A 13,972-nucleotide genomic window follows, 5' to 3' on the forward strand; every position below is an offset into this window, starting at 1 on the left:
TGTATGACAAGAATGTAATTAATTTTACCCGGGCGATCTGTGAGCGCGATCGTGAAGTGAAACAAAACGTTTTATTTCACTATCTGAAAGGACAAGAATTGTTGTTTTGTATTCGTAACGCTTTGTTTTGTGCGTACAATGAGGAACTCTCAAATTTTCAAGGCTGACTATGACGACCTCCCTGGCCACCATCTCTGAAACGATCACCCGCGATCTGGCGATGAAAATCATTCGCGGAACCCTGAGCGATGGGGAGATGCTCCCCGGCGAAAATGAGCTTGCCGTGCAATATTCGGCATCTCGGACCTCTGTACGAAACGCGCTGCATGTCCTGTCAGCAAAAGGTTTGCTGTCTATCCAGGCTAAGCGGCGCAGTACGGTCAATCCGCGCGAACTCTGGAGTTTTTTGGATACGGACGTGCTGGGCTGGATGGAGGAAGTGGGTATTTCACCTGATGTCGCCGAGCAACTGGTGGTCACGCGCCTGATGTTTGAACCTAACGCCGCCTTTCTGGCCGCCGCCAACGCGACAGCCCGCGATTTAGCTGCCATTGAAGAAGCCTGGACCCTGATGTTACGCGGACAGCAGCAGGATCAGATTGCGCTATTTGAGGAAGGCGATCTAGCCTTTCACACCGCACTACTCAAGTCCTGTCATAACGCATTTTTGATGTCGATTGGCAACGCACTTTCAGCTGCCATGATGCTGTCGTTTAAACAGACGCAGGAGTCATCAGTGCGGGAAACAGAACACGCTGTTGAGCAGCATCGCCTGTTACTGGAAGCAATACGCCTACGCCAGGGCGTTACGGCGCGTGAATGCATGCGCGATATTATACTTAGCGCGGCAAACCGCCATTTGTGGGCCACGCTGCCGGAAAAATATACGCAACTGATTTAGGGACGATGCTAAGTAGCAAGAATCGCTGCTGTTAAGCAACATTTTTGCAATATAATAACGTGATGTTAAACGCTGAACCTGAGCAGGTGAATGATGGAAATTGATCTCGATAATCTGGTCTTTGATGGACTGGAAGAAGCGCAAGAGCGTAACGCTGAACGTCTGGAAGATGCAGACAAGAAAGCGCAGGAAATTATTGCTGATAATGACTGCGGCGACGCCTGCAAAATTTGATTTACAAACCGGTGCAATGCCGGTTTTTTATTGCCTGTTAACCCCCCACTTCAGCCCGTATACCGTAAGGCCTCAATCAGTTGCGCAAAGGCAGCAGTATGCTGTTTTCGGCTGGGATAAGCCGTTCTCCGGCTTCGGTCGGCGCAACGCTGCGCGTGGTGCGGGTGAGAAGCCGTACATCCAGCCGTTCTTCAAGCCCGCGAATCGCATGGCTTAGCGCGGATTGCGAAACCCCAAGTTTTGCCGCTGCCCGGGTAAAACTACGCTCGCGCGCTACGATAATGAGATAATAGAGATCGTTAAAATTATTACGCAGCATGCTTATCCCCAATCCAAACCTGTTGTGACATATGGTACAGGTCTGGAGGGTATTCCAGTAAACCTTCTGTACATTAGCACAGCTCAATCTTATTCAAGCGTGCCCTCACACATAAACAAAATGCAAATTATTATCAGGCTTATGCACTATTTTACCTTTCACTCATGCATTATTTTCACCCGCTATTAACACATCCTTCACTAATAACATTTTGTATATAGATAAGAATTTTTTCTTATTTTGTCCCAACCGTAAGTTATGGGAGCGTAAAAAGCACAAACCAAAAACTACAGGGATTTCATACAATGATGGCTACGAAAACTTACCGCGCTAAAAAAACACTGCTGGCATTCGGCGTGCTGTTGGCCTCTGGACTTACCGTCTCGCAGGCTCAGGCTGACCAACTGGCCGATATCAAAGCCGCAGGCGTAGTAAAAGTCGCAACATTTGACGCGAACCCACCGTTTGGCTCCATCGATGCCAAAACGCATAAGATTGTCGGCTACGACGTCGATTTTGCCGAAGCGCTGGCTAAATCTCTTGGTGTAAAACTGGAACTGGTGGCGACCAATCCGGCAAACCGAATTCCGTTATTACAATCTGGTAAAGCCGATTTAATCGTTGCGGATATCACGATCACGCCTGAGCGGTCGCAGGTAATAGATTTCTCCGTCCCCTATTTTGTTACCGGCCAGCAGTTCCTTGTGCCAGCAAAATCTCCGGATAAGCTCGATCAATACAGCAAAGCACGCATCGGCGCGGTAAAAGGCACTACTGGTGAACAGGCACTGCATCAGCGCTTCCCGCAGTCGCGCGTACTGGCCTATGACGATATCCCGCTGGCGTTAACCGCACTGCGCAACGGCAATGTTCAGGCCATCACCCAGGACAGTACGATTCTGGCCGGTTTATTAGGCGGTGCGCCGGATAAAGCAGATTTCAAAATTCTACCGGACCTGTTGAGCAAAGAAGAGATTGGCGTGGGGGTGAAAAAAGGTGAGCCAGCGTTGTTAAAAGCCGTTAACGATGAACTTTTGAAGCTGGAATCTACCGGGCAGGCGGCCAAAATTTATGATGTCTGGTTTGGTCCTGAAACCAAAAATCCACAAGCCCGCGCCTTTAAAATAGAAGCCAAATAATATGCTCTCAGCCCTTTTTCATCGATCCGCAGCTTCGGCTGCGGATTTTACCCATTTGCGTCAGGCGAGCGTCGAACTACGCAATGTGGTTAAAGAGTATGGCGCTCAAACTGTACTTAACGGCGTCAACCTGGCAGTTGAGCCCGGTGAAGTGGTGACCATTCTGGGACCTTCCGGTTCTGGAAAGTCCACTCTTATACGTCTTATCAACCAGTTGGAGTCGCTCAGCGATGGCGAAATCTTCATTGATGGTAAACCGATTAGCCAGTTGCGCGGGGCGGCATTACGCCAGCTACGCAGCCGTATCGGTTTCGTATTTCAGCAATTCAATCTCTATTCGCATCTGACTGCACTGCAAAACATCGCGCTGGCGCTGGAATATGTTCACGGCTGGAATAAGACGGAAGCGGATCGTCGGGCACTTGAGTTGCTGGAAAAGGTGGGACTCGCGGAAAAAGCCAATGCCTATGCCGCACAGTTGTCCGGTGGACAACAGCAGCGCGTGGCCATCGCCCGCGCACTGGCTTCATCACCGCAAATTATTCTGTTTGATGAGCCCACCTCCGCGCTGGATCCGGAAATGATCGGCGAGGTATTGCAGGTGATGAAAAATCTCGCCCACAGCGGTATCACCATGATCGTCGTGACCCACGAAATGCATTTCGCCCGCGAGATTGCCGATCGTGTGGTTTTCATCGATGGTGGCGATATTCTTGAAGTGGCCCCGCCGGAGGATTTTTTCGTCCAACCACAGCACCCGAGAACCCAGCGTTTCCTGAAAAAAGTGCTCGACCCGTTACACCAGGAGTCATCATCATAATGCATGCAATGGACTGGCAGGGAGTGCTGAGCGGGCAACCCCTGCAATGGATAATTTCTGGTTTTCTTACCACGCTTTGGGTGACGCTGGCAGGTATCGTGCTCGCCACGCTCATTGCCATCTCACTGCTCAGCCTGCGACTGATGGGCAATCGTCTCGCTAAAACGATGGTCGGGGTGTGGGTCTCGGTGTTTCGCAATACCCCTTTACTGGTGCAACTGATGTTCTGGTATTTTGCCGCATGGAACTGGCTTCCCCGTGACGTCATTAGCTTCATCAATGCTGATCATCCATGGTCAATTCTGCCGGGTGATGTCTGGTGGTTAACGCCGGAGTTTATCTGTTCAGCATGGGGACTGGGCGTATTTACCTCAGCATTTTTGGTCGAAGAGATCGCCTCAGGTTTACAGGCAGTTTCTGCCGGACAACGCGAGGCTGCCGTGGCGCAGGGGTTTTCATCCTGGGCGATATTTCGTCACATTCTGCTGCCTCAGGGACTGGCAAACGCCTGGCAACCCATTGTTGGGCAATATCTCAACCTGATGAAGCTTTCCTCGCTTGCCAGTGGTATTGGATTTGCTGAGCTCACCTACCAGGTACGGCAAATTGAGAGCTACAACGCGCACGCGCTGGAAGCCTTTGCCGTTGGCACCGCACTCTATCTGTTTACCGGCATCGTGCTGGGTATGTTGCTTACGCGTCTTGGGCCGCGGCCGGCGGCGGGTAAATCGTCAAAGGTAAGAATGCGCATCTTCAGCGTCAGGAGCATACTGCATGATCGCTAATATTTCGGTCATTACCGACAATCTTGACTATCTCCTGTGGGGACGTGTAGCTGAGGGGCAACCCGGCGGTGTACTGCTCACTTTGCTGATGGCTAGCGGTGCGGCTTTGCTGGCGCTGCCTGGCGGGATCGTTCTTGCCTGCTGCGCCTGGCGATTTCCAGGCGCGGTTCGCAACGGGTTGTTTATCTGGGCGGAATTTATTCGCGGCATTCCGCTCATCTTTGTGATTTTCTGGATGTGGTATTTGCTACCCATGCTGACCGGAAGCGATCTGCCCGGTGCCGTTACCGTGACGCTGGCGCTGGCATGGTTCACCGCCGCTTCGGTGATGCACTCGGTGTATGCTGGAATTAGCGCACTGCCTGGTGGGCAATATGAAGCGGCAGTCGTTCAGGGGTTTCGCCCGGATCAGGCCCTGTGGCTTATCTTGCTGCCGCAGGTGCTGCGTAACGTACTGCCGTCGTTGACGGGGATTTTCATTGGGCTACTGAAGGACACGTCACTGGCATTTATCGTTAACGTACCGGAACTCACAACGGTTGCCGGTCAGGTTAACAGCCGGGTGCAAATCTACCCGGCAGCCATTTTTATCTTTACCGGACTGGTCTATTACTTGCTGTGCTTTAGCCTGGAGAAAATCACCCAGCGCCGCTTCGCACTAAAATGACCTCTCGGCTCAACATTCCACAAACTGATGGTCTTCGTTGAGCCGATATTTCACGCCCGCCCGAATGTTTTTTTCCCCTTCAACGGCAAGCGCAAAACGCATTCTCTCGCCATCGTGATAAGCCAGCGCCGCACATCCGCCGGGACCGAGCGTTATCGAATCTACAGCACCGGTACTGGCAACAACGGCGTTCTTTCCGCTGGCAATAATGTGGATATTGTCCGCGCAGTTAGCGATTTTCGTCTCTGCGCCAAAACAGGCTACCTGGGTTAAATCACCGCTACTGGCAATCCGGTTTCGGTCACCAAGCGAACTGATGCGTACGCGCATGCCGGTACTGGCGATACGCGTTCCGTCGCCCACACTGCTGATACGCGCCGAATTTCCCGCAATCGCTATTCGCCCACGATCGCCTGAACTGCCGATATGCGTGTTATAGCCTACACTGCCAATCCGTACGCTGTAACCGGCACTGGCGATCTGTGCGGCATACCCGGTGCTGGCAATTTTAACGTTGTCACCCGCACTGCTAAATCGGGCATAATCTTCCGCACTCGCCAACGGACGACTGGTTTCCTCCGCGGCTTGCTCACAGGAAATATTCCCCATTGCGTCAATATCCTGCTGAGCAAAACTCGCCTCTTCCCGCCATTTCGACCAGCCATATTCCACCAGGCTATTTGCCCAATCGGTATACCCTTCCCGCTGGAGCGCGCGATGAACATCGGCATAGCTTCCTCCTGCGGGAAACGCGCGTAGAAACCAGCGATACATGACGGGCCCAACACGCCAGGCCCGTAAGTCACTTCGTGTAATCATCATCGCTTAATGCCGGTGGTAGCCATCCACCATACACTTGAAGGTTTCGCCCGGCGTGCGGCCCGTAGTGCAAAGATAAAGATGCCCAAAAATGAAAAACAGACTGACAATTGCCAGCGCAAAGTGCGCCTGAAGCAGCCAGTAACGCACACCAGGAAACAGATCTCCGACGACCGTCGGGTAAAGCGATAACAACCCAGAAATCAGCAGTAGTGGCAGCAACCCATACATCACGCCAACGTAGGCCGCCTGCTGTAGCGGATTGAATTTAGAACGCGGTGATGCCGGGAATGGGTGTGACTCGCCCTGCATAATGCCAAACAGGTAAAAACGTGTTTGTCTTTGCGCGCGAGCGATCCAGCCCTGACGTTGAATAATATAGTGATGTCCGTTGCCGCCAATCAGGTTGATCAGCACAAAACCAACCCAGCAGGCAAGTAGCAAAAAGCCGCAAACCTCATGAACGGTAAGCAGGCTTTTCATTACCGGTGCGCTGACGGCAGAGAAGTGATTGACCAGGCCACTGACCAGAAGTAGCAAAAACAGCAGCGCATTTGACCAGTGCCACAAACGAACAGCCTTCGAATATAAATAGACCTTCTCACCGTGCCCTGCCGACGTTTTATGTGCCGCCCGAAAGCGCAGCATGGCGTGAAGCGCCAGCACCAGCCACATTCCCACCAGCATTAACCCGGCAACGACTAACCACACGGGCCAGTAGTCCGGTGAAAACAGGGGAACATACTGCGCAAGCTGGGCGTGAAACTGTTCGGCATTTTGCGACGCGTTCATACATTTTCCTTTTTAATCAAATGTTGACCGAACCGACGATACAGATGGGGTTTCCCGGCGCCTGCAAGTTGATATTCGTAATACTTGTTTTCTCGCAACCAGGTCTGAATTTCCGGGCTATCTTCACGGCCAAAAATCAGCGCATGTTCCGGGCAAGCGTTAACACAGATCGGTGGAAAACCTTTCGCCAGGCGTGATTCAGCGCAAAAGTCGCATTTATCCGCCACTTTGGTATGCGGGTTGAGATAACGAACCTGATAAGGACACGCACCAATACAGTAACTGCAGCCGATACAGGAAGACGTATCTACTCGCACAATACCGTTCTCATCCCGCCAGGAGGCACCAGTCGGACACACCTCAATACAAGGCGCATCATCACAATGCTGGCAGGATTGACGAAAGTAGTGATACAGCGTTTCGTTGTCGTTGTCTGAAACTGGAATATGCGCTATCGACAAACGGCTGCCCTGGGCAGGAACATGGTTGGTTTTCCTGCAGGCCCGCGCGCAGATATTACATCCGTTACACAGTGATTCGTCGTGAATCATGACGTAACGAACGGCTTTAGGGCTCCTGGTACTCGCTAACAGATTTTGACCTGGGCCGGTGAAAAAAATCACCGTCCCCATGCCAATGACAAATTTTCGTCGGGTGAAGGACATCGGGTTATCCTCTAAACTGTGACAGTGGTCGTCCACACGTTCCATGACATCAACCTGAATAATTCAGGGGTTCTGATACTGCTCAACCTCAAGCCATTCACACAGGCCGTACGCTTTGCCGTAACTCATAAAACGTTCGCTAAACAGATAAGGTTCCGCATTTGACGATTCCACAGTACGTATATCTGCGTAATCGGGATGCGTTTCCATAGCCGTTAGCGCCGCTGTAATCTGCTGAGATTCAAAGCTATACGGCGGTTGCGTCAACATGGCGACCTTATAGGGGCGAGGATACGTGCGGCCGTCGAAGCGTACCGCCTCGGCAATCGCACGGCAGATGTCGTTTTCCACCACCTGCACACACATGTCGGCGTAGTTTGCCGTCATGGTTTGCGTTGAGTAGAAATAGACATCTTCCGCGCCCTGCACGCGGGTGATATCCGCGTTAATTGCGTCCTGACACAGCGCATCCAGCAGCGCGGATAGATCGGTTTCAGGGACCGAATAAGGTGGCTGCAGAAACACGCTGCGCCCCACCAATTGCCCGGATGCCGAATGCTGGCGGATAAAATCTGCCACAATCGACTCCGGGCTGGCAGGATCCTGAACCTGCGGCGCAGTCACCTGTTCTACCGGCGAGTGAAAGGCCTGTAGCCAGTGTCTCTTTTGACTATCAACCTCGTCAGGAAGCGCCTCTACGGGTGCCAGAACGTTGCTCACGTTAGTCATCTCACGTTCCTTACGCTGGCAACAGATCTTGCGCCGCCAAATCAGCTGCCACGTCTTCAAGTCCGAGTCGGTTCAGGGTTTCACGCGTTGGGCAACCCAGCTCTGGATCCCAGCCCATTTCCTGATAGAACATCGTCAATGACTGACGCATATCCTCCCTGTCCATCTTGTCGGTTCCTTCAGTGAAGACCGGGATCTTCGGATCTTTATCGAATACCCAAGAGCAGATGAGATCGTGCTCATTGCGCATATCCTGGGTTTGCATCAGTTTGACCGTATAAGCACGATGCAAAGTAAAGATGCGTTCAGCGGCCAGATCCAGACTCGCCTGCGTGGTTTCATCACCGGTGACTGCCTGGAAGAACTTCGCTTCCAGATCCAAGTCTCCGCGATAGTTACGGCTCTTGAGTGGTGAAACCGTCATCGGCCAAACCCAGTTACACAACGTAACCGCGTTATGCAGACAGACTTTCAGCAGCGTCCATTTGGCATATTTGATCTTGGCTGCATTGATCGGGGTGTAGTTTTTGGTTTCATCGTAGGCATCCTGTGAACCAAACAGCTCGCCCGCCACTTCGCGCTGCAATTTCAACGGCAAACCGGAACCGATGAAGTTGATATGGGTGTGCGCCATGCAGTCACGGTTAAACATACAGTTAGTGATCGCCCCCACCTGCGCTGAAGCCTCGTTCGCATGGTGAACAGGAAAACCGAACGGCGACCACAGTTTATTTTTGGCATAACCCCAGTACTCTTCGCCCAAATCCCAGCGTTCAGCAATGGCATACGAGCCGTCCGCAAGGTGACTGAGTTCCCCCACGCGATGCGCCAACCGATAGTAGAAGTCTTTAATAAAATTAGGATCACCCGCTTCCAACTGATCCCAGCGGATCTCCGCATACTCTTCAGCCGGCAGTACGCGCTTAAAGACGCCTTTCGAATAGCAATAAGTAAAATCACGGTGCAACTGGCCGTAGTTACACCAGATACCGTAATCGTCAAACAGGTTCAGACCAATCAGGTTTCCCACCACGCGCCCATCGTCTTTATCGTCAAAATCTTTCGGGCCATTGGGGAAAATGGTGGTGTGCACAAAGTTCGCCACACAAGTGTTGCCGCCGGTACTCGGCACGCCAAAATCTTTCACCCGCGGAACATTGAGCTGTGACATACAACGAATAGGGCATGAATGACAGCCGCTCATTTTGACCGTGTATTTTTCTGCGGCTGGCCCCAGATCGAACACCGATTTATAGGTACGGAAACCTACCGTATTTTGGTTGCCCGGCGGGATTTCCCCGGTTTCGATTGGTCCGCCTTCTGCTGCGCCCCAGAACAGCCCTTTACGCGCCGTCCAGCGCGAGTTTGGCGAAGAGTATTCTGCCCAGGCCTGCGGGGTGCTTGGCACAACGTGGTTGTTGTTAGCGCCGATGAGCTCGGTCATCATGTAGTCATTGAGCCGTTTCATCTCTTTGCGATCGGCAATATTGACGCCTTTGCTCCCTTCTACCGCAATAGCCTTCAGGTTTTTCGAGCCCATTACTGCGCCGGTACCAGCTCCGCCGCTGTGGTTGCGACTGTTGATCATGCAGGAGAGCGGCACCAGATTTTCCCCTGCCTGGCCTATCGCGGCGACGCAGGTTTCCGGGCTGGTGATGCGACAAATTTCTTCAGTTGTGGCGCGCGTCCCCTTACCCCACAGGAAATCGGCTTTTTCGATGCTAACCTTATCGTCTTTAATGTTGATCCAGACCGGTGATGCGGACTTGCCTTCAATAATAATCGCATCGTAACCGGCGAATTTCATTTGCGCGGCAAAGAATCCCCCCATATGGGCATCCACGACTAAATTGCCTTTGGTAAATGTTGATAAGGAGGTGATATTGACGCGGGAGCTACAGGGAGCGCCAGAACCCGTTAATGGTCCGGTGGCAAAAACCAGCTTATTCCCTTCATCAAAAGGCATGGTGCCTGGCGGGACTTCGTCGTACATAATTTTATAACCAAAGCCCATCCCACCGACAAATTTTTTAAATTTACTGGAATCTTCAAGGGTGATATTCCCCGTGGTGAGATTGACCCGTAAAATAGTACCTGTCCAACCATTAGCCATCATGTTTTCCTTTGCAAGAAGATTTAATAGATATACCCGCCATTCTTCAGGCAGCTTTTTATCCAAAACTGCGGTATTTTTGGCAATTAATGGCGCGAATCAGGTATGCCTGCTATCTATCAAACAGTAATATCTTTCCACTCGATAATTTTTAATGCCCCAGTCGGACAAGCATTGGCGCATTCCCCGCATAACACACATTTTGAGGACTTTTTCGTTTCGGTATTTACGGTCGCCATCATCCACGGGCAGGCTGTGGTACACGCGCTACAGCCAATACAGCGTTTGTGGTCCACCGCAATACAACCGTCTTCCTGTTTCCAGGTAATTGCGCCTATTGGGCAGACCTTCATACATTGCGGATCTTTGCATTGACGGCAAGTATCTGCGGTATAGTTTAAATCGCCATACAGCCCACCACCGGACCCGACACCATCATCGCCAAAGAAGAAATTGCGATGGATTTTTATCCGGGAAAAGAAGGTACCCACCGCACCATCGTTATAATTGGTACAGGAAATTTCACAGCGGTGACAGCCCGTACAGCGAGCTCGCTGGGTCACCAGAACCCCTTTAGGCGTATTGATAAGCCCAACAGTCCCACTATCGACATCTTCCTGCTTACAACCAAAAAGGGATAACAGCGCGGGAGCAATCGTTAATCCCGCCAGTCCTTTTCCTGATATCCGCAGAAATTCTAGTCGCGTTAAACCACAATCTAAAAATGGACGATCAACCTGGTTCATTTATTTCGCATCCTCTTCGCAAATGCTGTGGTAGCAACACCTTCAGGCTAATTTAAACCAACGCAGCTCAAGCCATATCGGGCGGTTAATGTTGCCAACAACACGTAAATTTTTGCCCTAACCTGATCGCATAAATGACGGTGGTTAAACTGAATGAATCTAATCCTTTAGGGTTAGTCACAGAAATAATGTGGTTATTCAGCATACATAGTCTTGATCGTCATCAATTAAAAAACGGAAGGGATATAATTAATGCGGAGTGAGATTTATTATCATTAAGATAAATTGAAATAGCACTTCATATATCTTGCAAATATTTGTGACTCCACTCTCATATATATTTTATATATCATTCGACATGTAATTAAATATATAACGAATTGGATGGCGTTAATTGCAACACTAAATTATAATTATTGATAGATTAACGTAATGAGAATAAGAGGACGGCGAGAGAAACTACCGCCCTCTTTTTGCGGATTATCCGGCCAATGCTTTAATTACGGTCTCAATAGCCTGTTTTTCTAACTCACTGCGCTTCACACGCTGGTTCGCAAGGGTGGTTCTCAGTACTCCCGCAATGACGATATGCTTAGGCTCTTGTCCCAGATCGCGCATTTCCAGCACTACTTTACCGACTACTCTGCACATTTCACGGTACAACTCGTCGTCTTTCGTCTGATTTCCCATTTTTGCCCGCTCGTCATTAACTCAAACCAACAGCATATATCACTCTGAGGATTTAGACAAAATTCAATGAAAATCAAAGAAATGTCATCATTCTACTGAACTCTCTGAAGTCGATTTACAAGCTCAGCAAGACTTCCCGCCTGCATTTTTTCCATCACCCGCGCCCGGTGCACTTCAACCGTACGCACGGCAATATTCATGGCATCAGCAATTTCCCGATTCATTAATCCTTTTGCTACCAGATGCGCCAGTTCCCGTTCTTTTGGCGTAAGTTGTTGATAGCAGCAGATGATCTCTTGTCGCGAGAACGCCGCTGCCGAGACCTGCAAGGCATGTTCTAATGCTGCCTGAAGCGGCACGGCTGACACCGGTTTTTGCAAAAAATCGACCGCGCCACGTTTCATTTGCTCAACCGCCATCGGCACATCGCCATGCCCGGTGAGAAAGACCACCTCCAGCGTGCTTGCTTTCTGACGCATGATTTCATGCACAGCGTGCCCATCCAGTACCGGCATACGCATATCCAGCAGCAGTACACCCACCTGGTGCAGATTTGCCTCAGCGAGGAATTTCTCACCTTGCTCCCAGCAAGACACGTCATATCCCAGACTTTCCAATAAAAACGCGCAGGCCTGGGTGACGGCAATGTCGTCATCCAGCAGATGAATTATCGCCACTACGGCCTCCTTCCCGATTTGGTTTAAAATATAATGTCACTCTCGCCCCCGCTTTTCCGTCCGGGGCCTGCTGATTGTTGATCTCAATATCTCCGTTTGCGTAGCGCACCAGTCGCTGACAAATGACCAGTCCTAGTCCCATGCCTTCTTTGCGAGTGGTCATAAACGGCTGAAACGCCTGATACAACTGCCCCTCGTCAATGCCTCCGGCATTATCCTGCACCTGAATACTCACACCACCATCCTTATGCAGGGCGCTAAACCATACTGTGGTAGCCCCTGCCTGGGCGGCATTGAGTACCAGATTGGCCAGCACCTGCTCAAGAAGAACGCTTGGCAGCGTCAATGTTAACGCCTTGCTGACCTGTGTGTGCAGCGTTACCGCCGGGAATTGCTGGGGCATGCGCAGTAATTGCCAGACGTGATGGATAGCATCGTGAACGTTGATGGCTTGCCAGTCATCGGGAAGTACCGGATTGCCCTGTGCCTGGCTGACCCACTGCCGGAGATTGCGCAGCGTATCGGCCCCCCTTTGTGCCTGGGTGTCGATGTGCTCAAGCGCGGGCAGCAACGGATGCTGTTCATCCTGACCGCGCAGGCGAATCAGACAGCCTTGGGCATAATGGCGGATAGCTGACAACGGCTGATTGAGCTCATGGGCAAAACCGGAGGTCATCTCCCCCAGCACGCTCATTTGTCGGGCAGTCTCCAGCGCCTGTTCCTGTTTGTGCAACAACACGTTGTTCCGCTCTAGCTGCCTGCCGCGTCGGCGAACCAACAGCATTACCCAGATGTAGTTGAGCGTCAGCAACAACAGCACGATGGCCGCAGCTCCCATCGCCAGCCGATGTTGAATAAACCAGCTTTTGACATCCAGCCACAGCTGACGCTGCTGCGGATGCTGGCGGACATCGCGCAACAACGCTTCCACCTCGCGGGTCGAGGCGGGCGCTCCCCAGCGAAATGTCGCGTTTTGCGGTGCATTGAACAGCACCCGCGTGACGCGATCGGCCAGCTCGTCACTCACTGCAGGTAGTGCGGCAAATGACCAGTCAGGATAGAGCGGTGTACTGGTCAGACAGGGAATTGAGGTCGGATGGTTCAACACGGTCATAAAATCGGTTTTACGAATGAGGCCTTCTTCATCCATTTTTTCCAGCAGGCACACCGGCACGATCACCGCCTGCACGGCTTTTTCACGTAATAAATAGAGTAAGGCATCGGCGGGAAATCCGGTAAACGTCAGACGTAAATCGCGTTCAGGGCGCAGACCGGCATCACTGAGCGCTTTATATCCCAGCAAATAGCCGCCAAACGCCTGAGCATCAATGGCGCCAACCGTTTTGCCGATTAGATCGTGTGGGGAGGTTATCCCGCTGTCGCGTCTGACGAGGATCGCGCTGCCGATCACGTTACTGGTGGCTTTCCCACCACGGGTGGAGCGTAGCGACGCCAGCCAGCGCAGCGCAGAACGGCTGTTTAGCTGAACAAACTGCGCCGGATTAGTGACAACAAACTGCACCGTTCCACGATTCACCGCCTCCTGCATCTGGTGCAGATCCAGAGGTTGAATATGAAACTGTTCGCCGGGGATTTGCTGATTCAACAATGTTTCCAGCGGCTGCCAATGATTACGTGTGGAGACTTCCCCGCGCATCGCCAAAACGCCAATGTTCCATGTCTGCGCCCTGACCGCGCCGCTTAGCATCCACAGCGACGCCAGCACTGTCAGACATCTTATTACGTTGCGTCCCACTCAATTATCCCTGTCAATTATGTTGTTTTAGATCAACAACAAGCCGGGTATGTGGTTAACCACAATAGAGTATACCCCGTCACGATTTTTACACTGTAAATCATTGAGATTCTTTATTCA

General features: G+C 51.4%; 15 protein-coding genes and 1 pseudogene. 6 read left to right on the top strand and 10 right to left on the bottom strand.

Annotation, left to right across the window (positions count from 1 at the left end):
- Nucleotides 1-169 precede the first annotated feature (169 nt).
- Both OGV74_RS12225 and OGV74_RS12230 read left to right on the top strand, forming a co-directional pair.
- The gene (locus tag OGV74_RS12225; protein ID WP_086504221.1) at nt 170-901 is read left to right on the top strand and encodes a FadR/GntR family transcriptional regulator; all 732 of its coding nucleotides are present in this window, start codon (nt 170-172) and stop codon (nt 899-901) included.
- Between the two features lie 93 nt (nt 902-994).
- A complete protein-coding gene (locus OGV74_RS12230) occupies nt 995-1,135 on the top strand; it encodes a hypothetical protein (RefSeq protein ID WP_003832695.1) in 141 nt (46 codons plus the stop codon).
- A 115-nt stretch (nt 1,136-1,250) separates the two neighbouring features.
- Here the strand turns inward: OGV74_RS12230 and OGV74_RS12235 are convergent.
- Nucleotides 1,251-1,454, bottom strand: a pseudogene (locus tag OGV74_RS12235) (LysR family transcriptional regulator); the annotation flags it as partial.
- A gap of 305 nt (nt 1,455-1,759) precedes the next feature.
- Between OGV74_RS12235 and OGV74_RS12240 the strand changes: the two are divergent.
- The 4 genes from OGV74_RS12240 to OGV74_RS12255 are packed head-to-tail and all read left to right on the top strand — an operon-like array spanning nt 1,760 to nt 4,865.
- Complete coding sequence (locus OGV74_RS12240) at nt 1,760-2,593, top strand: ABC transporter substrate-binding protein (RefSeq protein WP_003029319.1); 834 nt, start codon at nt 1,760-1,762, stop codon at nt 2,591-2,593.
- 1 nt (nt 2,594) lies between these two features.
- The gene (locus tag OGV74_RS12245) at nt 2,595-3,413 is read left to right on the top strand and encodes an amino acid ABC transporter ATP-binding protein (protein ID WP_003029322.1); all 819 of its coding nucleotides are present in this window, start codon (nt 2,595-2,597) and stop codon (nt 3,411-3,413) included.
- Entirely contained in the window at nt 3,413-4,198 is a 786-nt protein-coding gene (locus tag OGV74_RS12250) for an amino acid ABC transporter permease (RefSeq protein ID WP_286520869.1), read from the top strand. Before OGV74_RS12245 ends, OGV74_RS12250 begins: the two co-directional genes overlap by 1 nt.
- Nucleotides 4,188-4,865, top strand: a complete 678-nt coding sequence (locus tag OGV74_RS12255; protein WP_286520871.1) for an amino acid ABC transporter permease — start codon at nt 4,188-4,190, stop codon at nt 4,863-4,865. Before OGV74_RS12250 ends, OGV74_RS12255 begins: the two co-directional genes overlap by 11 nt.
- Before the next feature lie 9 nt (nt 4,866-4,874).
- Here the strand turns inward: OGV74_RS12255 and ydhT are convergent, their stop codons facing one another.
- The 9 genes from ydhT to ttrS form a co-directional block, all read right to left on the bottom strand.
- Nucleotides 4,875-5,687: a protein YdhT gene (gene ydhT, locus OGV74_RS12260; RefSeq protein WP_086504223.1), complete on the bottom strand. Its 813-nt coding sequence runs from the start codon at nt 5,685-5,687 to the stop codon at nt 4,875-4,877.
- A 3-nt stretch (nt 5,688-5,690) separates the two neighbouring features.
- Nucleotides 5,691-6,476 (bottom strand): thiosulfate reductase cytochrome B subunit, encoded by a 786-nt coding sequence (gene phsC, locus OGV74_RS12265; protein WP_003029330.1) that lies wholly within the window; start codon nt 6,474-6,476, stop codon nt 5,691-5,693.
- Entirely contained in the window at nt 6,473-7,141 is a 669-nt protein-coding gene (locus tag OGV74_RS12270) for a 4Fe-4S dicluster domain-containing protein (protein ID WP_003029332.1), read from the bottom strand. The genes phsC and OGV74_RS12270 overlap by 4 nt, the downstream gene beginning before the upstream one ends.
- A gap of 63 nt (nt 7,142-7,204) precedes the next feature.
- A complete protein-coding gene (locus OGV74_RS12275) occupies nt 7,205-7,870 on the bottom strand; it encodes a YdhW family putative oxidoreductase system protein (RefSeq protein WP_086504224.1) in 666 nt (221 codons plus the stop codon).
- Nucleotides 7,871-7,880: 10 nt separating this feature from the next.
- On the bottom strand, nt 7,881-9,983 hold the full coding sequence (locus tag OGV74_RS12280; protein ID WP_086504225.1) for an aldehyde ferredoxin oxidoreductase: 2,103 nt from the start codon (nt 9,981-9,983) through the stop codon (nt 7,881-7,883).
- 119 nt (nt 9,984-10,102) lie between these two features.
- Nucleotides 10,103-10,729 (bottom strand): ferredoxin-like protein, encoded by a 627-nt coding sequence (locus OGV74_RS12285; RefSeq protein ID WP_003029338.1) that lies wholly within the window; start codon nt 10,727-10,729, stop codon nt 10,103-10,105.
- Nucleotides 10,730-11,209: 480 nt separating this feature from the next.
- Complete coding sequence (gene fumD / locus OGV74_RS12290; RefSeq protein ID WP_003029345.1) at nt 11,210-11,419, bottom strand: fumarate hydratase FumD; 210 nt, start codon at nt 11,417-11,419, stop codon at nt 11,210-11,212.
- Between the two features lie 92 nt (nt 11,420-11,511).
- Entirely contained in the window at nt 11,512-12,096 is a 585-nt protein-coding gene (gene ttrR / locus OGV74_RS12295; protein ID WP_286520873.1) for a tetrathionate respiration response regulator TtrR, read from the bottom strand.
- Nucleotides 12,071-13,804 (bottom strand): tetrathionate respiration histidine kinase TtrS, encoded by a 1,734-nt coding sequence (gene ttrS / locus OGV74_RS12300; RefSeq protein WP_086504962.1) that lies wholly within the window; start codon nt 13,802-13,804, stop codon nt 12,071-12,073. The genes ttrR and ttrS overlap by 26 nt, the downstream gene beginning before the upstream one ends.
- Nucleotides 13,805-13,972 lie beyond the last annotated feature (168 nt).

Source organism: Citrobacter sp. Cf116, from assembly GCF_030336505.1.
GTDB classification, from domain to species: Bacteria; Pseudomonadota; Gammaproteobacteria; order Enterobacterales; family Enterobacteriaceae; genus Citrobacter; species Citrobacter freundii.